At 43.8% G+C, this 26013-nt stretch carries 23 protein-coding genes; 5 read left to right on the top strand and 18 right to left on the bottom strand.

Annotation, left to right across the window (positions count from 1 at the left end; translation table 11 throughout):
• Nucleotides 1-76 precede the first annotated feature (76 nt).
• From ACNURT_RS03410 to ACNURT_RS03390, 5 genes are all read right to left on the bottom strand, one after another.
• Complete coding sequence (locus tag ACNURT_RS03410) at nucleotides 77-697, bottom strand: ABC transporter ATP-binding protein (protein WP_419700547.1); 621 nt, start codon at nucleotides 695-697, stop codon at nucleotides 77-79.
• A gap of 116 nt (nucleotides 698-813) precedes the next feature.
• Nucleotides 814-1599: an acyl-ACP--UDP-N-acetylglucosamine O-acyltransferase gene (lpxA, locus tag ACNURT_RS03405; RefSeq protein ID WP_076371333.1), complete on the bottom strand. Its 786-nt coding sequence runs from the start codon at nucleotides 1597-1599 to the stop codon at nucleotides 814-816.
• Nucleotides 1596-3005: a bifunctional UDP-3-O-[3-hydroxymyristoyl] N-acetylglucosamine deacetylase/3-hydroxyacyl-ACP dehydratase gene (locus tag ACNURT_RS03400; RefSeq protein WP_370997291.1), complete on the bottom strand. Its 1410-nt coding sequence runs from the start codon at nucleotides 3003-3005 to the stop codon at nucleotides 1596-1598. Before ACNURT_RS03400 ends, lpxA begins: the two co-directional genes overlap by 4 nt.
• A 93-nt stretch (nucleotides 3006-3098) precedes the next feature.
• On the bottom strand, nucleotides 3099-4142 hold the full coding sequence (lpxD, locus tag ACNURT_RS03395) for a UDP-3-O-(3-hydroxymyristoyl)glucosamine N-acyltransferase (RefSeq protein WP_419700546.1): 1044 nt from the start codon (nucleotides 4140-4142) through the stop codon (nucleotides 3099-3101).
• 184 nt (nucleotides 4143-4326) lie between these two features.
• Nucleotides 4327-5553 (bottom strand): HD domain-containing protein, encoded by a 1227-nt coding sequence (locus ACNURT_RS03390; protein ID WP_370997289.1) that lies wholly within the window; start codon nucleotides 5551-5553, stop codon nucleotides 4327-4329.
• 262 nt (nucleotides 5554-5815) lie between these two features.
• Between ACNURT_RS03390 and ACNURT_RS03385 the strand changes: the two genes are divergently transcribed.
• Entirely contained in the window at nucleotides 5816-7369 is a 1554-nt protein-coding gene (locus ACNURT_RS03385) for a PglZ domain-containing protein (RefSeq protein WP_370997287.1), read from the top strand.
• Between the two features lie 162 nt (nucleotides 7370-7531).
• Here ACNURT_RS03385 and hisS read toward each other — a convergent pair whose 3' ends face one another.
• The gene (hisS, locus tag ACNURT_RS03380; RefSeq protein WP_419700545.1) at nucleotides 7532-8905 is read right to left on the bottom strand and encodes a histidine--tRNA ligase; all 1374 of its coding nucleotides are present in this window, start codon (nucleotides 8903-8905) and stop codon (nucleotides 7532-7534) included.
• Nucleotides 8906-9102: 197 nt separating this feature from the next.
• Between hisS and ACNURT_RS03375 the strand changes: the two genes are divergently transcribed.
• Nucleotides 9103-9612 carry a GNAT family N-acetyltransferase gene (locus ACNURT_RS03375; RefSeq protein ID WP_370997283.1) on the top strand — a complete coding sequence of 170 codons (510 nt, stop codon included), beginning with the start codon at nucleotides 9103-9105 and terminating at the stop codon, nucleotides 9610-9612.
• A gap of 126 nt (nucleotides 9613-9738) precedes the next feature.
• Here the strand turns inward: ACNURT_RS03375 and ACNURT_RS03370 are convergent, their stop codons facing one another.
• The 6 genes from ACNURT_RS03370 to ACNURT_RS03345 form a co-directional block, all read right to left on the bottom strand.
• Complete coding sequence (locus ACNURT_RS03370) at nucleotides 9739-10179, bottom strand: low molecular weight protein-tyrosine-phosphatase (RefSeq protein ID WP_419700544.1); 441 nt, start codon at nucleotides 10177-10179, stop codon at nucleotides 9739-9741.
• 74 nt (nucleotides 10180-10253) lie between these two features.
• Complete coding sequence (locus ACNURT_RS03365; protein ID WP_419700543.1) at nucleotides 10254-11048, bottom strand: S1/P1 nuclease; 795 nt, start codon at nucleotides 11046-11048, stop codon at nucleotides 10254-10256.
• A 2-nt stretch (nucleotides 11049-11050) separates the two neighbouring features.
• Nucleotides 11051-11605 (bottom strand): fumarate hydratase, encoded by a 555-nt coding sequence (locus ACNURT_RS03360; RefSeq protein ID WP_419700542.1) that lies wholly within the window; start codon nucleotides 11603-11605, stop codon nucleotides 11051-11053.
• 62 nt (nucleotides 11606-11667) lie between these two features.
• Nucleotides 11668-13065, bottom strand: a complete 1398-nt coding sequence (fumC, locus tag ACNURT_RS03355) for a class II fumarate hydratase (protein ID WP_370999440.1) — start codon at nucleotides 13063-13065, stop codon at nucleotides 11668-11670.
• Between the two features lie 86 nt (nucleotides 13066-13151).
• On the bottom strand, nucleotides 13152-13808 hold the full coding sequence (locus tag ACNURT_RS03350; RefSeq protein ID WP_370999439.1) for a DUF6624 domain-containing protein: 657 nt from the start codon (nucleotides 13806-13808) through the stop codon (nucleotides 13152-13154).
• A gap of 51 nt (nucleotides 13809-13859) precedes the next feature.
• Nucleotides 13860-14864 carry a tetratricopeptide repeat protein gene (locus ACNURT_RS03345; RefSeq protein ID WP_419700541.1) on the bottom strand — a complete coding sequence of 335 codons (1005 nt, stop codon included), beginning with the start codon at nucleotides 14862-14864 and terminating at the stop codon, nucleotides 13860-13862.
• A 108-nt stretch (nucleotides 14865-14972) separates the two neighbouring features.
• Here ACNURT_RS03345 and ACNURT_RS03340 point away from each other — a divergent pair, with 108 nt between their 5' ends.
• From ACNURT_RS03340 to ACNURT_RS03330, 3 genes are all read left to right on the top strand, one after another.
• Nucleotides 14973-16187 (top strand): serine hydrolase domain-containing protein, encoded by a 1215-nt coding sequence (locus ACNURT_RS03340; protein WP_419700540.1) that lies wholly within the window; start codon nucleotides 14973-14975, stop codon nucleotides 16185-16187.
• A 127-nt stretch (nucleotides 16188-16314) separates the two neighbouring features.
• A complete protein-coding gene (locus ACNURT_RS03335; RefSeq protein ID WP_370999436.1) occupies nucleotides 16315-16620 on the top strand; it encodes a YbaB/EbfC family nucleoid-associated protein in 306 nt (101 codons plus the stop codon).
• A gap of 422 nt (nucleotides 16621-17042) precedes the next feature.
• Nucleotides 17043-17723 (top strand): metal-dependent hydrolase, encoded by a 681-nt coding sequence (locus ACNURT_RS03330; protein WP_370999435.1) that lies wholly within the window; start codon nucleotides 17043-17045, stop codon nucleotides 17721-17723.
• A 172-nt stretch (nucleotides 17724-17895) separates the two neighbouring features.
• On the opposite strand, the gene ACNURT_RS03325 is transcribed toward ACNURT_RS03330, so the two are convergent.
• The 6 genes from ACNURT_RS03325 to polA form a co-directional block, all read right to left on the bottom strand.
• On the bottom strand, nucleotides 17896-18078 hold the full coding sequence (locus ACNURT_RS03325; RefSeq protein WP_419700539.1) for a hypothetical protein: 183 nt from the start codon (nucleotides 18076-18078) through the stop codon (nucleotides 17896-17898).
• Between the two features lie 69 nt (nucleotides 18079-18147).
• On the bottom strand, nucleotides 18148-19410 hold the full coding sequence (locus ACNURT_RS03320) for a glucose-1-phosphate adenylyltransferase (RefSeq protein WP_370999294.1): 1263 nt from the start codon (nucleotides 19408-19410) through the stop codon (nucleotides 18148-18150).
• The gene (locus ACNURT_RS03315; RefSeq protein ID WP_419700538.1) at nucleotides 19400-20833 is read right to left on the bottom strand and encodes a glycogen synthase; all 1434 of its coding nucleotides are present in this window, start codon (nucleotides 20831-20833) and stop codon (nucleotides 19400-19402) included. The genes ACNURT_RS03320 and ACNURT_RS03315 overlap by 11 nt, the downstream gene beginning before the upstream one ends.
• Before the next feature lie 275 nt (nucleotides 20834-21108).
• On the bottom strand, nucleotides 21109-22305 hold the full coding sequence (locus ACNURT_RS03310; RefSeq protein WP_419700537.1) for an MFS transporter: 1197 nt from the start codon (nucleotides 22303-22305) through the stop codon (nucleotides 21109-21111).
• Between the two features lie 72 nt (nucleotides 22306-22377).
• Complete coding sequence (locus ACNURT_RS03305) at nucleotides 22378-22944, bottom strand: Crp/Fnr family transcriptional regulator (RefSeq protein WP_419700536.1); 567 nt, start codon at nucleotides 22942-22944, stop codon at nucleotides 22378-22380.
• A 122-nt stretch (nucleotides 22945-23066) separates the two neighbouring features.
• Complete coding sequence (gene polA / locus ACNURT_RS03300) at nucleotides 23067-25874, bottom strand: DNA polymerase I (RefSeq protein WP_419700535.1); 2808 nt, start codon at nucleotides 25872-25874, stop codon at nucleotides 23067-23069.
• Nucleotides 25875-26013 lie beyond the last annotated feature (139 nt).

Raw genomic sequence — 26013 nt, 5'->3', positions numbered from 1 at the left:
ACCTGGAAATTCCAAACGAATACATAACAATTTGATAATCACATGTCTCAAATCTCATATCTAACATCTCAAATCTCTATTGCTTGTAATCCGAAATACTCAGTCGTTCATTACAAAAGCCATACTCGTGTTCCTGGTTTGAGCAAACGATAGTAAGACGGCCCGTGGCAAACTGCTCCACAAGGCCCAGGTACCAGTCTACACCCTGCGTATCCAGGTTGGATGTGGGTTCATCGAGCATGAGGATAGGCGTATCAGCACAAAAGGCCAGTATCAGTTTCAACCGCTGTTTCATGCCTGATGAAAAATACCGGATCAGCTTGTTTTCGCTTTTGGCTAAACTTAACAGATCTATCAACTCCTTTTTATCAATATCTGGTTTGTATGATTTAAACTTGAAGTGAAAATCAACCATCTCGGTAAGCGTAAACTCTTCGATCAGTTCCAGGTATGGCGCGGCAAGACTCAGGTGGGTAAATACTTCCGTTGGGTGAACCGGTTTATTCTGAAAAGTATAGCTGATGGTACCCGCAGATGGCGTCAGGCTGGCATTTAAAATCTGCAGCAGGGTCGATTTGCCAGAGCCATTAGGCCCCAATATCGCATAAGCCTGGCCGCTGTTAAAAGTATAATCAACCCCTCTGAAAATCCAGTCGCGGTTAAATCTACGGCCGATGTTTTGAAGGGTGATATTCATTTTAGCTTATAGATAATGGTTCATAGATCATGGAAAGGCCCATGGTTGATAGTTCATGGATCATGACTTATAGTTATTCTTTTACTATGAACTATTAACTATGATCCATGAACTATTTAAGTATTCCCGAAGCCCTTCATGATGCCTCTTTGCGAGTTTTGCAAAAAGTTAATGATCTCGTCGCGCTCGATGCTTGGGGTAAACTCGGCCTCGATAATATCAAGAGCCTTGCTCACATTATATTTTTTCAGGAATATGATCCTGTAAATCTCCTGGATCTCGTTAATGGTGGCTGCCGAAAAGCCTCTGCGGCGTAAACCAACAGAGTTGATACCCACGTATGATAAGGGTTCGCGACCAGCTTTAGTAAACGGAGGAACATCCTTGCGCACCAGCGACCCGCCGGATATCATGCTGTGCGCGCCGATCTCTACAAACTGATGCACAGCCGATGAGCCACCCACAAAAGCATAATCATAAATATTGATGTGCCCGGCCAGTTGTACCGAGTTGGCTATGATCACATTATCGCCGATAACACAATCATGTGCTACGTGCACATAAGCCATCAACAGGCAATTGCTACCAATTGTAGTAGTGTTTTTATCCAAAGCGGTACCACGGTTAAGGGTAACGCACTCGCGTATGGTGGTGTTATCACCTATAGATACGGTGCTTTGCTCGCCTTTGTATTTCAAGTCCTGTGGCGGGGCAGATACTACCGCGCCGGGAAATATACGGCAGTTTTTACCGATGCGGGCACCATCCATAATTACGGAGTTGGAGCCGATCCAGGTACCTTCGCCAATTTCCACATCCTTGTGGATGGTCACAAAAGGCTCTATCACCACGTTATCGGCTATTTTGGCCTGCGGGTGTATGTATGCTAAGGGTTGGATCATTCTTCGTTAGATTTATTAACTTTTACAATTTGCGCCATCAGTTCGGCTTCTACCACAATACGCGAGCCAACCATGCCAATACCTTTCATTTGGGCAATGCCCCGTCTGATAGGAGCTACCAGGTTACAATGGAATATGATGGTATCACCAGGCACAACCTTGTCTTTAAAGCGGGCGTTCTCTATTTTCAGAAAAAGGGTAATATAATTTTCAGGATCGGGTACGGTATTTAACACCAGGATGCCCCCGGTTTGTGCCATGGCCTCTATTTGCAAAACACCCGGAAAAAGCGGCGAACCGGGGAAGTGTCCCATAAACAGATCCTCGTTCATGGTTACATTCTTTAATCCAACCACATGGCTTTTTGATAACTCCAATATCTTATCAACCATGAGCATAGGTTGCCTGTGAGGCAGTATTTTCATGATCTGAACGGTATCATACACCGGAGTCATATTAGGATCATACACTTTTACGTGTTTGCGGCTCTTCTCTTTTTTAATAAGCGCCTTTATCTTTTTTGCAAAAGCTACATTAGCCGCATGACCGGGTCTTGCAGCCATGATATGTCCTTTCAGCGGAACACCAACCAGGGCAAGGTCGCCTATCATATCCAACAGTTTATGTCTTGCCGGCTCATTCTGATGGCGGAGCTCAATATTATTTAATATACCCTGCGGCGCAACTTTAATGTCTTTACGGTTAAATAGTTTGGCCAGGTGTGCCAATTCATCTTCATCAACCTCTTTATCCACCACTACAATGGCGTTATTCAGATCTCCACCCTTGATCAGGTCGTGCTTTAACAGCATTTCCAATTCATGCAAAAAGCAAAAGGTACGGCATGAAGCTATTTCCTTTTTAAACTCGGCAATGGTTGATATACTGGCATGCTGGCTGCCCAATACCTGCGAATTATAGTCGACCATGCAGGTAAAGCGGTAATCATCAAGCGGCATAGCCACCATTTCTACCTTGCGGTCGGCTTCAGAGTAATGTATATTGTAGGGTATATGATAGTATTCGCGGTCGGCTTCTTGTTCAACCAGGCCGGTTTCCATAATCACGTCAACAAATTGTATGGAGCTGCCATCCATAATAGGTGTTTCCGGACCATCCATATCTATCAGCACATTGTCTATCTCCATACCTACCAGCGCCGCCAGCACGTGTTCCACTGTATTTACCGTAGCTCCGTTTTGTGAAATGGTGGTACCACGCGAAGTATCGGTCACATTATCCACATCGGCATCAATGATTGGCGCACCAGGCATATCAATCCTTCTGAATTTATAGCCATGGTTTTCTGCCGCCGGGTTAAAAGTCATGGTTACACGCTGACCAGTGTGTAAGCCTGTACCCGAAACCGATACCGGCGCTTTAATAGTTCTTTGTTTTACATTCATTTTATAATGTTCATTGGTTCATTAGTTCAATTGTTCATTGGTAAATAGTTCATTAGTTCACTGGCAACCCCAATGAACTAATGAACCAATGAACTAATGACCTTCTTTTCTCAGTTCTTCAATTAATTTTTCAAGTTCGTAAACCTTTTTATCAATCTCGGGCAGCCTCCTTAATTTAGAATGCGCCTTCAGATAATCCTTAAATGGCATATAGGGAGTGCCGCCCCAAACCTTACCTTCTTCTGTAATTGAGCTATTGATGCCTGTTTGTGCCGATACCTGTGTGCCACCGGCAATATTTAAATGTCCGGAAATACCTACCTGGCCGCCAATAACAGCATTTTTGCCAATTTTGGTACTGCCGGATATGCCTGCCTGACCTGCAATAACCACATGCGCAGCAATCTCAACATTGTGTGCTATTTGTACCAGGTTATCGATCTTTACACCTTTGCCTATAAGGGTTGAACCCATGGTAGCCCGATCAATAGCCGTATTGGCCCCAATTTCAACATCATCCCCGATAACTACATTGCCAATCTGGGCAATCTTAGTGTACGTACCATCGGGATTGGGTGCAAAGCCAAAACCATCGCTGCCAATTACCGCTCCTGAATGTATAGTAACATTATTACCTAACACACAATCAAAATAAATGGTAGCACCAGAAAACAAGGTAACATTATTGCCGATAGTGACATTATCGCCAATGTTAACATTTGGATATATTTTACAATTATCGCCAATTTTTGTATTGGTACCGATATAAGCGAACGCGCCTATATAGGGGTCGGTGCCAATTTGAGCCGTTGGGTGTATAAAGCAGGGCTCTTCAATGCCTTTTTTGTTTAGTTTTAGGGTATTATATTGTTCTAAAAGAACCGTAAACGCGCTGTACGCATTTTCAACACGTATTAGGGTAGCCTTTACCGGCCCCGTAAGTGGCTGATCCTGATTGATGATAACCACAGAAGCATTGGTGGTATATAAAAACTGCTCATACTTGGGATTGGCTAAAAATGTAAGGCTTCCGGCATCGCCGTCTTCTATCTTAGCCAGCTTATCAACCTTCACAAAAGCATCACCCTCAACAGTCCCGTTGAGCAATAAACTTATTTCCTGAGCCGTAAATTGCATCGACAAATTTAAATGTTAAAATTAAAGCAGCAAATTATTAATTAGTTGTGAGCGCTGAGTTATTGGTTTTAAGTATCTCTCTTAATAAATTCTTCATTTTCAACCTATTTTATTTATAAAACTCCTTACTCAAAACCGGCAACCTCTTACTCGAACCCTATGACACTTTACCGGTTATTTACCCCTACAGCAAATCCTTATTATAACAGGTAATATATTTTTTTACCGTTTTGATCAGCGCTTCCAGGTTGGAATTATCACTGGCCTTGGTTATATCGCTTACCTGCCCGTTTTTCATCAGTATTCCTATATTACCATCGCCGGCTGTGTAAGCATTGTTACGTATAGACGTGGTAAAAACAAAATAGGAGGCATCCTGCTCGCTGATGCCATATTTTTCCATCGCCTTTTTGGTTAGCTGGGCTACAAATTCGGCATCCGGTTCTTCATTGGTGATATCGACATGGTAAAGATTTCGCTGCACCAGGTTTTTGGCCAGGGTCGACAACAAAAAATCCGGGTGACCTGCCCAAACTTTCACTGCCGACATAATATCAGCATCATCCAAACTGGCGAAAATATCCAGGTGATGATCCTCCTTCATGAAAACATCCCTGCTCATCTTGCTTTGGATGAAATGTTTCAGAGCCGGTGTGGCAAATAAATCTTCACCTTGTAATATCAATTCCCTGCCTCGCTTAAACACTTTCACAAGCAACTCTTCGCCGGCTATAACCGTTTTATGCAGGTAAACCTGCCAGTACATGAGCCTGCGGGCTATCAAAAACTTTTCGATTGAGTAAATACCTTTTTCTTCCACCACCACATGATCGTTCTTCACGTTCAGCATCTTGATGATGCGGTCTGAGCTGATGACACCTTCGGATACCCCGGTAAAAAAACTATCGCGGTTCAGGTAATCCAGTCTGTCCATATCCAGCTGGCTCGATACCAGTTGATGTAAAAAACGGCGTGGATAAGTATCGTTAAATATATCAATAGCCATAGTTAAATCACCGCCAAACTGCTCGTTTAGTTTATTCATCAACATGGCCGATATGTCTTCATGCGCTACACCTGCTATAATGGTACGCTCCAGCGCGTGCGAGAATGGGCCGTGACCAATATCGTGCAGCAATATGGCTATGGTTAAAGCTTCTTCCTCGTCATGACTGATCTGGTGCCCTTTGTTACGCAGGGTTTCAATGGCCATGGCCATCAGGTGCATAGCGCCCAGGGCATGATGAAAACGGGTATGCAGCGCCCCCGGGTATACCAGGTGAGTCATGCCCAATTGTTTGATATATCTTAACCGCTGAAAATAGGGGTGTTCGATGAGGTCAAATACCAGCTCGGTAGGGATGCTGATAAAGCCATAAACAGGATCGTTTATAATTTTCTTTTTATTCAACTTGGTTCTTTACGATGCAAAAATGTAAAACAAAGGTAAAATAAGCGCATGATGTTTGTTAATTTTTGTTAATACCTTTACTTATCAACAACAAATCACTCCCTTTGAGGTTTAATGTCTGAATTTAAACGTCTGAACCAAAATTTTTGGAATTAGGTGAATTTATAGAATCCTATTATATAGTATCCCTTTATTAAGTAAATTCGGGTAATTTTTTAATTCTAAAAATTCTGGTTCAGAATACTTTTAATCTACATATACTATGCAAGACACCACCATTTTATGGGCCGATGACGAAATTGACCTTTTAAAGCCACATATACTTTTCCTGAACGAAAAAGGATACAAAGTAACTACCGTAACCAACGGCAACGACGCCGTTGATGCTTTTAAACAGCACTATTTCGACCTGGTTTTTCTGGATGAAAATATGCCGGGCTTAACTGGACTGGAAACCCTGCAGCAGATCAAGAACCTTAATAATGATGTGCCCATTGTACTGATCACCAAGAACGAGGAAGAATACCTGATGGAGGATGCCATCGGCTCCAAGATTGATGATTACCTCATTAAACCGGTACACCCCAAACAAATTCTGCTCACTATAAAAAAGCTGACCGAAAATAAACGCCTGGTTACCGAAAAAACAACCATGGCTTACCAGATGGATTTCCGTACGCTGGGCATGACGCTTAACGACAACCTGAGCCATCAGGAATGGGTTGATGTGTACAAAAAGCTCATTTACTGGGAACTTGAACTGGAAAAACTGGAAGACGCCGGCATGCACGAGATATTGACCCTGCAAAAAGCCGAAGCCAATGTACAATTCTGCAAGTTTGTGGAGCGCAATTATTTAAACTGGATCAAAAACCCGGAATTCGCGCCAACAAGTTCGCCGCAGTTGTTTAAAAAGAAAGTATTCCCCAAACTGGATGGTAACGGCCCCCTGTTTTTTATCCTGATAGATAATTTGAGGTATGATCAGTTTAAAGTGATCAACCCTATAATATCCGAATATTTCAGGATGGAAGAGGAGGATACGTATTACAGTATTTTACCAACGGCTACACAATACGCCCGTAACTCCATATTCTCGGGCCTGATGCCCTTGGAAATGGAAAAACGCTACCCTACCATGTGGCAAAACGACGAGGATGAAGGTGGCAAGAACTTATATGAATCGGAATTTATTGCCGACCACCTGAAACGTGTACTGCGCAAGGATTGTAAGTATTCATACCATAAAATATTGAACATTGACGAAGGCCGCGCATTGAACGAATCAGTGAGCAACCTCATGAACAATGAGCTGAATGTGGTAGTATACAACTTCGTGGATATGCTTTCACATGCCCGTACCGACATGCAGATGATCCGCGAGCTGGCGAGCGACGATGCTGCTTATCGTTCACTCACATTATCATGGTTTGAGCACTCACCCCTGTTTGATCTGCTGAAATTTTTGGCCCAGAAACAAGTTCGCGTAATCATTACTACCGACCACGGTACCATCCGCGTTAAAAACCCAAGCAAAATTGTAGGCGACCGCAACACCAATACCAACCTGCGTTACAAACAAGGCAAAAACCTGAACTATAATGCCAAGGAAGTATTCCACATCCGCAATCCGCATGATGCCATGCTGCCTAAGCTGCACCTCAGCTCGAGCTTTGTATTTGCCAAGGAAGATAGCTATTTTGTATATCCGAACAACTACAATCACTTTGTGAATTTTTATAATGAAACTTTCCAGCACGGTGGTATCTCATTGGAAGAGATGATCATCCCGATAGTTACTTACGGGCCTAAGTAACCCCCTAACCCCCTGAAGGGGGAACTTTTGACAACAAAAACGGGCATCACTTGAAAGTGATGCCCGTTTTTATAGCTGTCATGCTGAGCTTGTCGAAGCATGGTGGGCAGGCCTCTACGCACGATCCTTCGACAAGCTCAGGATGACAGGCCTTTTTAATATTTATCCAACCATTCGCTTCACAATATCCTCAACACTCAGCTTCTCCTGCTCACCAGTGGTCATGTTTTTAAAAGCCAGCAAGCCGCTTTGTATCTCTTCACTGCCGATCACTACGGTGTAGGGGATGTTTTTATTGTTGGCATACTCCATTTGTTTTTTGATTTTGGCACCCGCAGGATAAAGCTCAGCATTGATATTTTGGTGGCGTAGTTGTTGTAATAGGGGCAAGCCATATAGTTCGCCTTCTTTGTCGAAATTACAGATCAATACCTGGGTACTTTGGTTGGCTGCGGCCGGGAATAGGTTCAATTCTTCCAGCACATCATAAATACGGTCGGCACCAAAGGATATCCCCACACCGGTTAATCCTTTAAGACCGAACATACCGGTAAGGTCATCATAACGACCACCGCCACCAATACTGCCCATAACCACCTCATTGGTTTTCACTTCGAATATGGCGCCGGTATAATAGTTTATTCCACGGGCAAGGGTAATGTCCAATTCCAGTTTAGCAGTTTGCAGGGGGCATTTTTCGATATAACCGAAAACCGTTTCAATTTCATCACATCCTTTTAGGCCAACTTCCGACAAAGCCAATGCCTGGCGCAAGCTTTGCAGTTTTTGGGTATTGGAGCCTTCCAGTAAAATAACCGGTTTTATCTTGTCTATATCAGCCTCGGTAAAGCCGCGTTCCAGCAATTCCTTGATCACGCCATCAAGGCCGATCTTGTCCAGCTTATCTATGGCTACAGTCAGATCGATGACATTATCAGATTTATCTATAATTTGTGCGATTCCGGATAGAATTTTTCTATTATTAATTTTAATGCTGAAATCTTTCAAACCAAGCTTGCTTAAAGCTTCGTCATAGATCATCACAAACTCGGCCTCGTTCAGTAAAGAATCAGAACCTACCACATCCGCATCACACTGATAAAACTCGCGGTAACGACCACGCTGCGGCCTGTCGGCGCGCCAAACCGGCTGCACCTGGAAACGCTTGAACGGGAAAGTGATCTCGTTCTGGTGCTGCACTACATAGCGAGCGAAAGGTACGGTAAGATCATAGCGGAGGGCTTTTTCGGAGATCTCTTGAGTGATGAGTTGTGAGTTGTGAGTCGTGAGTTTTTCAGGAGCCACCTTCGCCAAATAATCGCCGCTGTTCAATACTTTAAATATCAGTTTATCCCCTTCATCACCATATTTACCAGTAAGCGTAGATAAATTCTCCATTGTTGGTGTTTCTATCTGCTGATAGCCGTATTTACGGAACACGCTTTTAATGGTATCAAAAATATAATTACGTTTCACCATTTCAGTTGGTGAAAAATCGCGGGTGCCTTTGGGTACGGATGGTTTGATGGATGCCATGCGGCAAATGTACAAAAAAGCAAATTATGCTACATTTTTTGTCATGCTACGTGTAACGAGGTTATTCTTCTTCTTACGGCATCAATCCTTTCTCCACGCAATGACGCGCGGGTAAGCAGCGCTCCTTTATTTATGACTCCACTTAAATGACACTCTTTTTACCTAAGCGCTTGCGGAAAAATATATTTTTGAGAACCATGAACATTATTGCCCAAACGCCGCGCTTGCTGATACGTGAGTTTACACCCGAAGACGAAAGCCTTTTACTTGACCTGGATGCCGACGCGCGTTTAACCCGCTACGTAAAAAAACGTACTGCCCAGGAAAGCAAAAAGGTTTTTAAGGATACACTGAAGGATTATCAAAAGAAAACAGGTATGGGCCGCTGGGGCATCTTTAACCTTGCAGATAATGATTTTATAGGCGTTTGCATACTCGACTATAGTGAATTTGACAGCAGCAGCATCGAACTCGGCTATCGCCTGCACCTCAAATACTGGGGCTCGGGTATTGCTACGGAACTTGCCCAGGCATTGGTATCATACGGTTTAAATGAGATAGGCCTTAAAGAGATCTGCGCGGTTACGCACCCTGAAAACAGAGCTTCCCAAAAGGTTTTATTTAAAGCCGGTTTTCAGCCGCACGGTCGTGCTTTTTGGCATGGAGATGATCTTCCTTTTTTTAAGGTAAGTAGAAATACTTTTTAACCTGACATTCTCACCATCACGTCATTGCGAGGTACGAAGCAATCTCTACACAGGAAGATTAAGATGATACGTCACTTCGCCCTATAAAGCATAGAGATTGCTTCGTACCTCGCAATGACGCGTTTATTAATTCCCCTTCAGCTCCCTAATAATATCCTTGCAACCACCTTCAATCAGTTCAAAAACGGGCTCAAACTGGGTATCATCATAATAAGGATCGGGTACTACTTTATCGCCAAGTAATAGTTTTACTTTTTGGGCGTCATCATCGTTACGGGCCATGTTCAGCACATCGTTCAGGTTGTTTTTATCCATCACAAAAATATGATCGAAACGATCAAAATCTTTTGTTTTAAACTGACGGCAAACCTGCTTACTGATATCGATGTCATGGTTACGTGCAGCACGAACAGAACGCCTGTCAGGCCCTTCACCTACATGCCAGCTACCGGTACCAGCCGAATCGACCGTCCAGTTTAAACCCTGTTCATCGCTCAGGTGCTGCATAATCCCCTCTGCCAGCGGCGAACGGCATATATTGCCCAGGCAAACCATTAGTATCTTCATTCTATCAAGCTTAAAGCGCAAAGCCGAAGGCCAAAAGCTTTTTGCTTTAAGCTTTCGGCCTTTAGCTTAAAAAATTATCCAAATATCTTATTCAATACACCGGCAAGACGTACGCCTGCTTTCAGCATCTGATGGTTCAGTATATCGATATATTTAAAATTGTATTTATAGCTCAGGCTATCTCCGGTTTTGGTATCGGCATATAGTTTTTCGGCAAGTTGATTGCTTTCAAACAGCCATTCGCTGATGGGGGCGCTTTGTAATTTGGCCCGTTCTGCAGCTGTAGTATGATTGATCATAGCGGAATATTCGGTATAGCTCAGTTGCTGAAAATCTATCAGGCCGCTATCCCAAACCGAATGCAGGTTGCTTTCTCTGCCCATCCATTGCACTTTAACGTCGTTACCCCCCTTGTCACCGGTATGGCCGGTATGCAGCGGCTGGTGTACATCCTCCACAATATGGATCAGCATGTGCAGGTAAACCAATTTATTAGCCTTGGCAAGTCCTGGCTTTTTTAACTCCGCTATTAAAAAATTCATTTTGGTGTAGGCATCGGTAGCTGTATCTGCTTTTAAATAGGCCTGCAATTCCGGGTAGGTGTATGCTTTATCCAGATCGATAAAATGCCAGTTGTACATGTAGTTATAGGCCGGGTCTGATTTAATAAAATCGGCCCAGTTACTGCCAATGGCAATAGATTCGTAACCCAAAATGGCTTGTATAGCTTTGCGCGCTTTGGGCGTTAAATAGCTGTCCGCTATCTGTCCGCAAACACGGTGACCTGTGGGGCCCCAGGCCATACTTTGCAATGGAATATAAAATACGGCAATAAGCAGGGTGATCTTTTTGAAAAATTGGGTTTGCATTGTTACAATGGTTTTGGTGTGCAACTTGTTCGTTTAATTAGATGGGCGTTGATGGGTATAACGTTGGATGTGCTGGCAAATTGGATAAGTGAGTCGGTTTTTTGTTTCACCTTAAAATATTCTTCATAATCGCCGGAGCGGAAACAACCTTTCTCGTCTTTATAACTGCCGTCGGCATTGCAAAATTCCCCTTTTAGATGCAGGGTGTCTTGCCTTTGCGTGTAGGTGCCTTTGATGTATTCGGCCCAGCGGCCGCTGCTCATACAACTATCGGCTCCATAGTTTACCTTACTATAGGAGCTGATCTTAACAAAGAACGAATCGCAGCTGAATTTAAGATCATAAAGCGAATAGGAAACCAACCGCTTTTGCGCCGGTACCGAGTCCTGCCGCCATTCGCCCTGAATATATTTTTCGCCAGGCTTTTGCTTATCGGGGTTTATGGTACAGGAGCCGAAAGCTAAAAGCAGAAAGCTTAAAGCAATAAGTAAGCTAAAAGCAGAAAGCTTAAAGCGAAAAGCCAGGAAGGGAAAGTAAATGCTAAAAGGCTTTAACATAAATTTGCTATAAAAGCAGTAAATAAAAAGCCCCTCTCCTTTGGAGAGGGGTTGGGGTGAGGTTATTTTAATGAACCTATCATATCTTCGGGGCGCACCCATTGGTCAAACTGCTCGTTGGTTAACAAGCCCAGGCCTATGGCAGCTTCGCGTAGTGATGTACCTTCTTTTAAGGCTGTTTTGGCAATTTTGGCCGCGTTCTCATAACCGATGTGCGGGTTAAGCGCGGTAACCAGCATCAGTGAATTCTCCAGGTGCTTTTTAATGCCTTCGTAGTTAGGCTCAATACCAACTGCGCAGTGATCGTTAAAAGAAACGCAGGCGTCCCCAATTAAGCGGGCCGACTGTAAAAAGTTGGCAGCCATTACCGGCTTAAATACATTCAGTTCGTAATGGCCGTTTGATCCGCCAATGGATATGGCCACATCGTTACCCATTACCTGGGCTGCCACCATGGTAACCGCCTCATTTTGGGTCGGATTAACTTTACCCGGCATGATGGATGATCCCGGCTCGTTATCAGGAATATGGATCTCACCAATACCTGAACGAGGCCCCGAAGCCAGCATCCGGATATCGTTAGCTATTTTCATTAATGATACGGCTATCTGTTTCAATGCGCCATGACTCTCCACAATGGCGTCATGTGCAGCAAGGGCTTCAAATTTATTTTCGGCAGTGATAAACGGCAGACCGGTGAATTTGGCAATGTATTCGGCTACTTTTACATCATAGCCTTTAGGGGTATTGATACCTGTACCAACAGCGGTACCACCCAAAGCCAGTTCAGACAAATGATCCAACGTATTACGCAGGGCTTTTAAGCCGTGGTTCAATTGCGATACATAACCAGAAAACTCCTGACCAAGTGTTAATGGCGTAGCATCCATCAGGTGGGTACGACCAATTTTTACTACATTTTTAAATGCCTCTACTTTAGCCTGCAAGGTATCGCGCAGTTTTTCAATACCGGGGATAGTTACATCGATCAGTATTTTGTAGGCCGCGATGTGCATGGCAGTTGGGTAGGTATCGTTTGATGATTGCGATTTGTTTACGTCATCATTAGGGTGGATGAAAGTTTTGCCTTCGCCCAGTTTATTACCTTGCAATACGTGGGCGCGGTTGGCCACCACCTCGTTCACGTTCATGTTTGATTGTGTGCCCGAGCCGGTTTGCCATATCACTAGCGGAAATTCGCTGGCTAAAGCGCCAGTCAGGATTTCATCACAAACCTGCGCTATCAGGTCGCGTTTTTCGGCAGGCAATACACCCAGATCGGTATTAGTATAAGCGGCAGCTTTTTTCAGATAAGCAAACGCGTCAATGATCTCTTTGGGCATAGATGCCTCCGGACCAATTTTAAAGTTATTGCGTGAACGCTCTGTTTGTGCTCCCCAGTATTTGTCGGCAGGTACCTGTACCTCGCCCATGGTATCGTGTTCGGTTCTGAAACTCATGGTAGTATTAAAATTTTAGCAGGGCAAAGTTATGGTTTTATATGATGCAAGGGAACGGCTAAGCGTAATCTTTTTAATACAGGAGATTATCTAACTTCCTCTATCCTTATCACTTTATAATCCACATCCAATCTTTTAGCATTCTGCTCAACCGTTTGGTCGAAACCCGCTTTTTTGCGGCGGGCATTTACCCCTGAAGGATCCTTAATCGGCCATATAAAACAACCGATATTTTTCCCATTTTTAAGTGGGCGACAAACAGCTTGAGTACCATAGATCTGCTCCTGACCATGGTTGGACAACTGCCGGTCAAGCATCATCGCATACAATCTGTAAGGTAACTCCCCCTTATCTGCAGCCTTTTTCACTACGGGTAAATACTTATCTATTTTGGATGAGTGCTGTATAATATACCACGCTGCTTCATTGGTTGGTTCTCCAACGAGTGATTTCCCCGGGTAACCGTATTTTTTAAAAACATCTTCTACAAAAACAACATTTGCCGAGTCAGCTTTATTTTGCAATTTCCAATAGTACCCATTAGCTTGCTCAGCACTGAGCGATAATTTTTTGGCCACAGAATCGCGTTGTTTAGGATCCATCAGCAGTGTTAGGATCTCCCGATACTTCTGATCAAGCACCAGAGCACTATCTAATTGTTTTTTCAATGCCAAGTTCAGCTTTTGCTGACCAACAGCAGTGTATCCCATAAAAAGCAGGAACAGTAGAATAAGAGGTTTCATAGGTCTAAGTTTTATAACATATAACGCTCTAAAGCTTAATGCTATTATATCCTAAAACTTTCTTTCCGCAGCCATCACCCATGCTTCCAATGCCTTCCGCTTATCCTCATTTTGCTGCAGCCATTGATTATCGGCGGCTTTATTAGCGCTCAGATCCATCAACCGGGCAAAGGCGGGCATGTGTTCTGTTTGAGCCAGTTTGTAAAAGAATGCCGCATAATAATTTCGGAAGAAATCATTCCCGGTTTGTTTTTGGGATAGCTGGCCAATGGCCATAAATATCGCCTTCAACTGGGCTGCCAGCAGATCGGCAGGAGAGGCGTATCTTCTGTTATCGGTAGTGGCTGTCGCGGTGGCTATGGCTTTATTTAAAGCAACGTTCTCAGCATCGGTTTTCTTCTCTGTTTTTAGCGCTCCGCCTTTTAAAATACTTTGCATATTGGTATAAGCTTCTGCAGATCGTGGCCCATCGGGTTCCAGCAATAAAAAATTGCACAGGGCAAGCAGGGCGGGAGCCCGTTTGTTTTGATGAAAGGTTACCAGGGCATACAAACGCTGGCTGTTAGCATGTTTTGGATCAAGCTTGATGGCTTCAATCGCGGCCTGCTCCGCATCAGCATATTTAGCTGCCCGGAAATAGGCCAGCCCGATGTTAAAGTACAAAGGCTGATAATCTGGCTTTATTTTTATACCGGCTTTATAGGCATCTATGGCTTGTTGGGGTTGTTTGGCAGCATCATAAATGCTTCCCAGGAGCTCATATGCCGGTCCGGTAAAATTGTTGTTTGTTTTAACTACTTTATCTAAATACGGAATTCCGTCCGTACCCTTACCCGATGAAAATAATGAAAACGCCACCTGGTAATTAGCCTGGGTATTTTCGGGATCGAAAGCTAGGGCTTGCTTATATTTTTCGATAGCACCCGCGTAGTTATGCGCGTTGTTCAACTCAATTCCTTCTTTTATCGAAGCGCTTACATCTGCATTCTGCGCAGAGGCAGCAACCGAAAACAATAAAAGTAGGATAATGAGTTTGAGTTTTTTACCTAAATCCATAGCTAAACATACAAAGAGAATCTACTTTAAAGAAAAAATTAAAACTTTAATTCATACCTGCGTTATAATTTCTAATTTTCGCATTCGTTTAAGTTGAGAAATTCATTTATGAGATTAGTGTACCAAAGCATTTTAACCCTTACCGCCTCCCTGCTGATATTAACATCCTGTTCGTCAAAAAACAATGATAAAAATAAAAGTGTAAGCCCTGCCGAAAGCAAACCTTTAGATACCGCCGCCCTGCTGGCTTACAACCCCAAAAATGCCGATAAAAAGATAGACGAAGTGATGAAAGAGCTTCACCGCACCCGTGGTTTTAACGGCAACGTGCTGGTGGCCAAAAAAGGTAAGATAGTATACGAAAACGCGATAGGCTGGGCCGATTATCTGCACCGCGACAGCCTGAAAATCGGCTCTCAATTTGAACTTGCATCAGTTACTAAAACCATGACCTCCACCGCCATTTTAATGCTATTGGAGCGCGGCAAACTCACCTTGGACGATGATGTAAAGAAATTCTTCCCCGATTTCCCGTATAATGGTGTTACCATACGCCTGCTGCTTACTCACCGCTCGGGCATGATGAACTACGTATATTTTATTGACGATATATACCGCAGTCAGCATCTGAATCAGAAAAAAGGCCTCACCAATGCCGAGGCCATGAAAATGATAGCCGACTATAAACCGCGGCCATTCAACGTACCTAACAAACGTTTCCTGTACAACAACTCCAACTTTATGGTGTTGGGTGCTATCATCGAAAAGGTGAGCGGTATGAGCTACGCGCAATTTATGCAGGAAAATGTGTTTAAACCGGCCAGCATGGCGCATACCCATGTATATTCCAAAGCCGTGTACGACAAAATACCGGTTGATGTAGTAGGACACGATCGCGGGCAGTGGCGGTATTCTGTAGCGCAAAATTTCCTGGACGGCCCTGTAGGCGACAAAGGCATTTACAGCACCGTTGGCGACCTGTTTTTATTTGATCGCGCTTTGCGTGCCGGTCGTTTATTAAAGCAGGCCACGCTTGATTCGGCTTATGTGCCGCGCAACCCGATGGTGCATGGCCACTTTAGTTATGGCTACGGCTGGCGTACGTTCACCGCGCCAGGGCAGGAGGTTATTTATCATACCGGTTGGTGGCACGGTTTCAGGCATATTTATTTGCGCGATATGAAAAACGATATCACCATTGTGCTGTTAACTAATTTAGCCAATGGCAGCCTGTTAAAACTGGATGACTTGTTTAAAGCTGCCGGTATGCCCATTGTACGTAAAAGCGCTTATAGCGGCAATGGCGAAACAACTGATGATTAAGGACCGGATGTGCAGATATGCAAATTTCAGTTGTGCAGATGATCGAACCGGAATGAAAATTGATGTGATTTAAATGGTTTGAAAATCATCTGCATATTTGCACATCTGAAATCTAAAATCAAAAAATATGTTTGATAAATTAATGGAAGCCCAGCAAAAGGCTGGTGAAGTAAAAAAACGACTGGACGGTATCACCGTATCAGGCGTGGCCGAAGGCGGTAAGATCACCGTTACCGCGAATGCCAATAAAGTAGTACAATCCATACATATCGATAATGCTTTCCTGGCCGATGCCGATAAGGAAGAGCTTGAAGAGTTACTGGTAGTAGCTATTAATAAAGCGCTGGACCAGGCCGAAAATATAAGCCAGAGCGAAATGGCCGCCATGACCAAGAGCATGTTGGGTAACCTGGGTGGTATGTTTGGTCAATAAAGCCCCAAAAGTAGGTTTACATGTTTACGGTTAACATTTTTGTAATTTATTTATTATCAAATATTTAAATACGCTTCGTCTCAATATAGCGCGTTTATATGTAAACACACCCTGAGTCTCTTGAAAGAGCCCCCTGAGTTTGCTTCTGTCTTAACTATATTGCCTCAGGGTCCTCTGCCAGAGACCCTGAGGCGACTGCAAGAGATGTCACCCTGAGCTCCGTCGAAGGGTTGAGCGCAGAGGCCTGCCCACCATACTTCGGCAAGCTCAGCATGACAGCCACTTCGAGTAAAGTCTTTTTCATGAGCTAACCCTCAAAAAGGGCATCATCTTTGTAACTTTTCTGCAATGAGGCACTTATGTGTTGCAACATTCAGTTATAAGTATTTAGCTTTGATTCATTCAAATAAACAACTACTGACATGAAAACGACTTATTATGGACAATCGACCGTGGAGATAGAAACCGGCGGCAAAAAACTGCTGTTTGATCCATTTATTACCCATAACGCGCTGGCTAAACACATCGACATCAGCACTATTAAGCCCGACTATATCCTGGTATCTCACGGCCATGGCGATCATGTTGCGGATCTGATCGAGGTTCAAAAAAACAGCGGCGCCAAGGTGATCTGTATAGCCGAGATCGCTAATTGGCTTGGCAGCAAAGGAATTGACAATGTGCATGGTATGAATATTGGCGGTGGCTTTAATTTCGAGTTCGGGCGTGTTAAAATGGTTAATGCTATACACTCCAGCACTATGCCCGATGGTGCGCCGGGCGGCAACCCTGCCGGCTTTGTGATCTATACCAATGAGGGTAAAAACATATACTTTGCCGGCGATACCGCGCTTACCTATGATATGAAATTGCTGGCCGATGATAACCTGGCCTGGGCTTATTTACCCATTGGCGACAACTATACCATGGGTGCCGATGACGCCATCAAAGCAAGCGGATTTATTAACTGTAAAAACATTATAGGGATGCACTATGATTCGTTCCCGGTTATCGTGATCAATAAAGATGAGGTAAGGGAAAAATTTGTTAAGGCTGGTCTTAATCTGAAATTGCCTGCGATTGGTGAAACTATCGAGTTGTAAAAAACTATAAAACCGTTGTGCCGAACTTGTTTCGGCATACCATATGCAGGGCAATTAACCTGTCCTGTGAGGTCCTAATTTGCCAAACGGCGGACAGGATGACCTGGGAATTCATCAACAAAAAGGCCTTCTGAAAACATCAGAAGGCCTTTTTGTTGGTGAAAAAAGATCACTACATTTTTGTGGTATCTTTTTTAGTAGAATCTTTCTTTTCTTTTTTGTGTTTCCACTTTTTCTTGCTCTTGGTGGTATCCGTTTGCATGGTACCATCCGTTTTTTTAGTTACTGGGGCATACGCAAAAACAGTGCTGGCAGAGATCGCCGCTAAAGCGATCATACAAATTGCTTTTTTCATACTTGTTCCGTTTAAATGGTTATTTTATCTATAACAAATCAAGCATGAATTGTTTGTATTAATTTTTAATTAAATAATTGTACCATCGGGTATAACCGCACGTTTCTTGATCACCACAATGCCATCCTGTACCGTATGGGTGTCAAAATCTCCGTCGGGCAGTGTTTTACCCATGTTTATTTTAACATCGTTGCCAATGTAGGTGTTTTTATCAATAATGGCATTCCTGATCTGGCACCGCTCGCCTATGCCCATTATTGGTGTTTTGCTTAATTTCAGTTCGGCTATTTGCTCCAAGGTTTGATAACTGTCGTTACCCATTACATAGCAGTTTTCAATAATAGTTTCCACCCCAATACGCGTACGGATACCGATCAGCGAACGTGTAATCCGTTTAGCATTAATGATACATCCATCGGCAATAATGGATTTTTCCATCGTTGTACCTGATATTTTTGACGGCGGCAGCATACGAGCCCTGGTGTAGATATGATTTTCGCCGAAAAGGTTAAACTTAGGAATATCATCTGTTAAACCCAGGTTGGCCTCAAAAAACGATGGTATAGTACCAATATCTGTCCAGTAGCCTTCATATTGAAAACTGGCTACCTTATATTCATTGATAGATTGCGGGATGATCTCTTTACCAAAGTCGGTACGATCATTCCCTTCCAGCAGATCATATAAAAGTTTACGGTTAAATATATAAATACCCATGGAGGCCAGGTAAACGCGGCCTTCGGCTTTCATTTCGTCGCTTACATCTGATGCCCAGCTTTCAAAATCTGATTTTGGTTTTTCAATAAAGGCGGTCACCATGCTGTTTTCATCTGTTTTTAATATGCCGAATCCCGGAACATCTGCAGCGTCGACCGGAATGGTGGCTATGGAAATATCGGCACCGGTATCCATATGATGGTTGATCATTTCCTCAAAATCCATCTGGTATAATTGGTCGCCCGACAGGATCAGCACATAATCAAACTCATGCACGGCTAAATGGTGCAAACTTTGCCTTACAGCGTCGGCTGTACCCTGGAACCAGGCACCGCTTGTTGGTGTTTGCTCTGCTGCCAGAATATCAACAAAAGCATCGCTAAAACTGCTAAAATGATAGGTGTTTTTGATGTGCTTATTTAATGACGCCGAGTTAAATTGCGTTAATACATAAATGCGCGTAATTCCCGAGTGCAGGCAATTGGAAATAGGAATATCAACCAACCGGTATTTGCCGGCAATAGGAACCGCGGGTTTTGAGCGTGTTGCCGTAAGGGGGGATAAACGACTGCCCTGGCCACCGCCAAGTACAATTGAAATTACTTTAGATGTCATATCTCGTAGGGTTTAAACTTTCATACAGATCAATATATTCTTTTGCCGAACGGTCCCACGAAAAATCGAGTGCCATCATGCGTTTGCGCAACTGCTGCAATTGAGCCGGGTTTTGATAAAGTACATTGGCGCGGAAGATAGCATAGACAATGTCATCAACACTGGCATTATTAAAACGGATACCATAGCCATCCTCATCGCCAAAATCAATTACCGAATCAATGAGGCCGCCTGTGCTTCTAACCAACGGCATAGTACCGTATCTTAAAGAGTATAACTGGTTAAGACCGCAAGGTTCCACGCGCGACGGCATCAGTAAAAAATCGGCACCGGCATAAATCAGGTGGGCCAATGCTTCATCATATCCGATAAATACATTGCAGAAGCCGGGATATTTATCTTTCAATTCCAGCAGGGCGGTTTCCATCTCCTTATCACCCGAGCCCAGGATAAGGAAGCTGGCCTCCGCCTCATTATCTTTGATACTCCGTTCAATGGCCTCAGGTAGCAAGTCGGCTCCTTTTTCAACTACCAATCGGCCAATAAACACAAATAGAGGCTTAACAGCATCCAACGCAAACCTTTCACAGATCGCATTTTTATTAGCCTGTTTTCCTTTAGCTATTTGTTTGGCTGTGAATTTTGTGGCTATCATGGCATCCGTTTGCGGGTTCCATACATCGGTATCAATACCGTTGATAATGCCATAACCTTTAATCCTTTCTGTCCAGAACAGATACTCCAATCCGTTTGAATTTACCGTAAGCTCATGCAGGTAAGTGGGCGATACCGTAGTATATTTCCAGCAGCATTTTACTGCCGCTGCCAGTGGGTTAATGCCTCCGGCCCAATCCAGCAAACCTGTTTTTGTCAGGTCAATCTCGGGTAAGTACGACAGGTTATCCCAGCCAAAAGCGCCATGATACTGCCCATTGTGGATGGTGAATACCGTAGGCGTATTAGCCAAACGCTGGTATAATTTGGAGTGGTACAGCAGGAACGGTACCAGGCCGGAGTGATGGTCATGACAATGGATCACATCGGGTGTTTGCCCGCTATAACTTATCCAATCTAAAAAAGCCAGCTGAAAAGCGATAAACTGTTCCCGTTCATCCGGATAGCTATATACGTTTTCACGATCAAGCAGTCCGGGTATTTTTACCAGGTACAATTCAAAGCCCAGTTTATCCGTTTTCTCTTTTAGTATTTCAAAAAAAAGCCTGCGGGTGCCGAGCAGAGTAGCGGCGCTGAAAACTACGTCAAATTCGTTTTCACGGGTGAATTTGCGGTCGTAAAAAGGCATCACAACGGCTGCCTGCAAACCCGCCTGATTTTGGTATTTGGGTAATGCCCCAACCACATCAGCAAGTCCGCCAACTTTGGCAACGGGGTAACATTCGGCACTCAGATGGAATATTTTCATTAAGGTTTTATTGGTTCAATTTAAGCAAAGATTGCTAAAAGAGAAACCTATAAGAATTAATATAGTTTTTGAAATTTAGACAGATTATTGTAAAAAACTTACTAAGGTTTTGCACCTTACTTTGCGGTATTTGCACCAAAAACACAGAAAACAGCCAATACCGGATTGAGACTTTGGATAAACTAAGCGGGCTTTGCGGTTCTAAAAGCTCTTATTATTCCTAAATAAATTGTCGTCAGCTATTGGCTACAGCTTATCAATGTTAGTTTTTTTAATTATTCTTTATTCCGCCAACTAACAAAACTGAGTATTAAGCCAATTCCTACAAAGATGGCTCCGATCCACGGTGTAGCGCCTACACCTAATGAAGAGTCTATTACTATTCCACCCACATAAGCCCCAACGGCAATACCTACATTGAAAGCAGCAATATTTAGAGCGGATGCTACATCTTGTGTTCCGGGCAGGTATTTTTCTGCCAGTTGAACGATATACAATTGTAAGCCGGGTACATTAGAGAATGCCAGTATCCCCATAAAAAACAGGGTGATACTCGTAGTTGTTTTATAGGGAATTGCAAATGTTAATACTATAAGCACGACGGCCTGGAGCAAAAACATAATAGTAAGAGCCTTTATTGGTTTTTTATTGGCAGCCCTGCCGCCGATGATATTACCCAATGCAATAGCTATACCATATATTAAAAGCAAAATGGTTATTTCATTTTCGGAAAAGTTCGACAATTTCCCCAACAAAACAGCCAGATAAGTAAATGCGGTAAAAGTACCTGCGAAGGCCAGCGCCGTGATGGCAAGGACCAGCAAAATTGGGCCATTTTGCAATACCTTGAATTGGTCTTTTAATTTTAGCGGTTGTCCCATAGGTATGTCTGGAGGCAGCAATAAAAAATTGGCGATAAAGCCTATGACACCAAGCAAAGCTACCCCGGCGAAGGTGGCACGCCAGCCAAAATGCTGACCGATAAAAGTACCTAACGGCACCCCGGTGACCATAGCCAAGGTTAGCCCGGCAAACATGATCGAAATGGCGGTGGCTCTTTTATCGGCAGATACAAGACTCCCGGCTATTGTTGCGCCAACAGCAAAAAAAACACCATGGGCGAAGCCGGACAATATGCGAGCAAGTACCAATACAAAAAACCCAGGTGCAAGAGCCGCCAGTACATGGCCTGTGATGAATAAGATCATAACGCCGAGTAAGAGTTTCTTTCGCGCTATCTTTCCTGTAAGTGCAGTTAGTATCGGCCCGCCGAGGGCAACTCCCATAGCATAAAGTGTAACCAATAAGCCGGTATACGAAATGGATGTATTCAGATCTCGCGCTATGGTAGGTAAAAGGCCAACGATGACCAGTTCTGTGGTACCTATCCCGAACGCACTAATGGTAAGCGCCCATAATGCCGACGGAATCTTACCCGCCTTTGAGGTTTGTGTAATTGCAGAATTTTCCATAACACAAAACTCGTGCAACGCCTTTTGCCCTTAAAGGACAAACCTCACAAAATACACGTGATAAATATCACACTAGTCCGAATCCAGGCGACTCAGGGTTTCACGTGTCACACCCAGGTAGGAGGCGATCAGTGTTTTGGGAACACGCTGTACCAGTTTGGGATACTGCTGTACGAACAGTTCATAACGTTGTTTTGCATTGGTGCTGATAAGTGATAGTATGCGCCTTTGAAGGGCAACGTATCCTGCTGTTGTTTTCTTTCGAAAAAAGTGTTCCATTTTATGTAGTTCCGCACAAAGTTTCTCCCTATTTTGCAAGGATAACGAAAGTGTTTCACAGTCTTCAAGACATACGACATTCAGCGTAGCGACAGTTTGGTTATGATAAGCTTGGGGGTCAGAAATCCACCAATCCTCAACCGCAAACTGAACAATAAACTCCTTACCCTGCTCATCTGTTCGGGATGCTTTTAACAGTCCGTTCAGTATAAAAAAATCATTTGGCACCTGGTCACCTTCCTGTATAAGGTATTGGTATTTTTTAAACTTCCTATGCTTAAAGTGAGACAGCACATAATCAAACTCTCCGTCCGTAAGCGTAATTATCTGTTCAATATGCCGTCTTAATTGGATACTCATGAATTAGGAATAATTTTTTAGGATAGTCGAGTTATAGCCTTGCCCACGCCAATAAATCTTTTTTCCCATTGATGATACATCATCCACAACTGCGAAAGAGTTCCTTATCTCTTGATTCTATTTTAATGCGCTTCCAGCCAGTTCAATCCCGTACCAATTTCCACCATAATAGGCACTTCGGTTTTAATAGCGGTTTTCATATGGTGCATAATGATGGGTTTAATAAGCTCAATTTCATGATTGGGCACATCAAACACCAACTCATCATGTACCTGCATGGTCATTTTGGCATCCAGCTTTTGGGCTTTTATTTCCCGGTGAATGTTGATCATGGCTATCTTGATCATATCAGCTGCCGAACCTTGTATGGGGGCGTTAATGGCGTTTCGTTCTGCAAAACCGCGTACGGTTGCATTAGCCGAATTGATATCGCGCAGGTACCTACGCCTGCCCATCAGTGTACATACATAACCGTTTTCGCGGGCGAAGTTCATAGTATCGGTCATGTATTGCTTAATACCTGGGAATTGCGCGAAATACTGCTCAATAATGTCGGCGGCTTCTTTACGCGGGATACCCAGGTTTTGCGATAAGCCAAATGCCGATTGTCCGTAAATGATACCAAAGTTCACTGCCTTGGCATTACGGCGCTGGTCGCTGGTTACTTCATTTAATGCCACTCCGTATACATTGGCAGCCGTGGCGGTGTGAATGTCCAGGTTATCAATAAAGGCCTGCATCATGTTAGGGTCTTTACTGATCTCGGCAATAATGCGCAGCTCTATCTGCGAATAATCCGCCGATACAATGCTATGCCCGCTATCACGCGGAATAAAAGCTTTGCGCACTTCACGGCCACGCTCAGTACGGATAGGTATATTTTGCAGGTTGGGGTTCACACTGCTCAAACGGCCGGTTGCGGCCACTGCCTGGTTGTAGGAGGTATGCACACGCCCGGTTTTAGGATTTACCATCGTCGGCAACGCATCTACATAGGTTGATTTGAGTTTTTGCAACTGGCGAAAATCCAGGATGTCCCTGACAATATCACTTTTGGCAGCAAGGGATAACAATACATCCTCGCCGGTTTGATACTGACCGGTTTTGGTTTTTTTGGCTTTAGGGTCAAGCATCAGTTTTTCAAACAGTACCTCACCCAGTTGTTTTGGCGATGCGATGTTGAATCTTACGCCTGCCTTTTCATACACTGTTTTTTCAAAGCCGGCAATATCGATTTCCAACTGTTTGGAAAATTCGCGCAGGGTATCATGGTCAATCTTTACGCCCTCAAACTCCATATCAGCCAGCACATATATCAGCGGGTGCTCAATTTCGTTGATCAGCTTTTCGCTTTCTACCTGCTTCAGTTTAGGTTCAAAAATATCTTTAAGCTGTAAGGTAATATCGGCATCTTCGGCGGCGTATTCTTTGATCTTTTCTATCTCCACATCGCGCATATTGCCCTGGTTTTTACCTTTCGGACCAATAAGCGTAGTAATGGAAACCGGTTTATAACCTAGATAATTTTCTGAAAGGATATCCATACCATGGCGGGTATCCGGATCGATCACATAGTGCGCCATCATGGTATCAAACAACGCGCCCTTTACTTCAACACCATACCATTTGAGTATCAGGATATCAAATTTAATGTTTTGCCCAATTTTGCTGATGCCTTCATGCTCCAGCACCGGCTTAAATTCAGTCACTATACTTTTGGCATCGTCCTGATTTTCGGGAACGGGCACATACCAGGCCTCGCCCGGTTTTACCGCGAAGGATAGTCCCACCAATTCGCAATGGTTGGCATCGGTACCTGTAGTTTCGGTATCAAAGCAAATAGTTTGCTGTTTAAGCAATGTAGCTATAAGTTCTGCTCGTTTCTCCAGTGTATCAGCCAGGTGATATTCATGCGGTACGTTGTCGATATTTTTAGCAGCAGTAGCAGGCGGTTCATAAATGTCCTCCACATCAACAGTCATGGTGGTACGGGCGGTAGCTACCGGTTCGCCAAACAGATCGGTTTGTACCGATACGGCTTTCATTTCGGTCACGCTGAAATCGTCGCCAAAAACCCGCCGGCCTAAGGTGCGGAACTCCAGCTCGGCAAAAAGCGGCTCCAGCAAATCTTTGCTTGGTTCGCCCATTTGCAGTCCTTCTTCGTCCAGTTCAACCGGAACATTCAGCAGAATGGTAGCCAGCTTTTTAGACAACAATCCCTGTTCGGCATACTGCTCCACGTTTTCGCGCTGTTTGCCTTTCAACTCATGGCTATGGGCAATGATCTCTTCCATCGAACCATATTGTTTGATGAGGGCTTTGGCTGTTTTTTCGCCGATGCCAGGGATGCCGGGGATATTGTCAACCGCATCACCCCATAAGCCCAAAATATCAATAACCTGCTCTACGCGTTCGATTTCCCATTTCTCCAATACCTCTTTCACGCCCAGGATCTCCATTTCGTTACCCATGCGGGCTGGTTTATAGATACGGATATTTTCGGATACCAGCTGGGCAAAATCCTTATCTGGGGTCATACAGTACACCTGGTAGCCCTTTTGTTCGGCTTTTTTGGCCAGGGTACCTATAATGTCATCAGCCTCATAACCGTCAGAAGTAATAACCGGAATATTGAAACCCAGTATCACCTTGATCACATAGGGCAGCGCCTTGGACAGATCCTCGGGCATGGCCTCACGGTGGGCCTTGTAATGCTCATAATCGGTATGGCGCTCGGTTGGCGCTTCGGTATCAAATACCACGGCCATATGTGTTGGTTTTTCTTTTTTCAAAACATCCAGCAAGGTATTGGTAAAACCCATTACAGCCGAAGTGTTTAAGCCATTCGAGGTAAACCGCGGACTTTTACTTAATGCAAAATGCGCCCGGTAAATAAGGGCCATGCCATCCAAAAGAAATAGTTTTTTCATTGATATTTTACACTTATTGCACTTATTTATTCGAATTACACGAATTTAGGGCACAATGGTTATATGCAAAAATAGTATTTATAGGCACAAAGGAATCATTTATCAGCTCTATAATTAATTCGTGTAATTCGATATCATT

This window comes from Mucilaginibacter sp. NFX135, from assembly GCF_048565145.1.
Taxonomy (GTDB): Bacteria; Bacteroidota; Bacteroidia; order Sphingobacteriales; family Sphingobacteriaceae; genus Mucilaginibacter.
The sequence above is the reverse complement of the archived record's forward strand: the minus strand, read 5'-3'. Positions and strand labels throughout refer to the sequence as shown.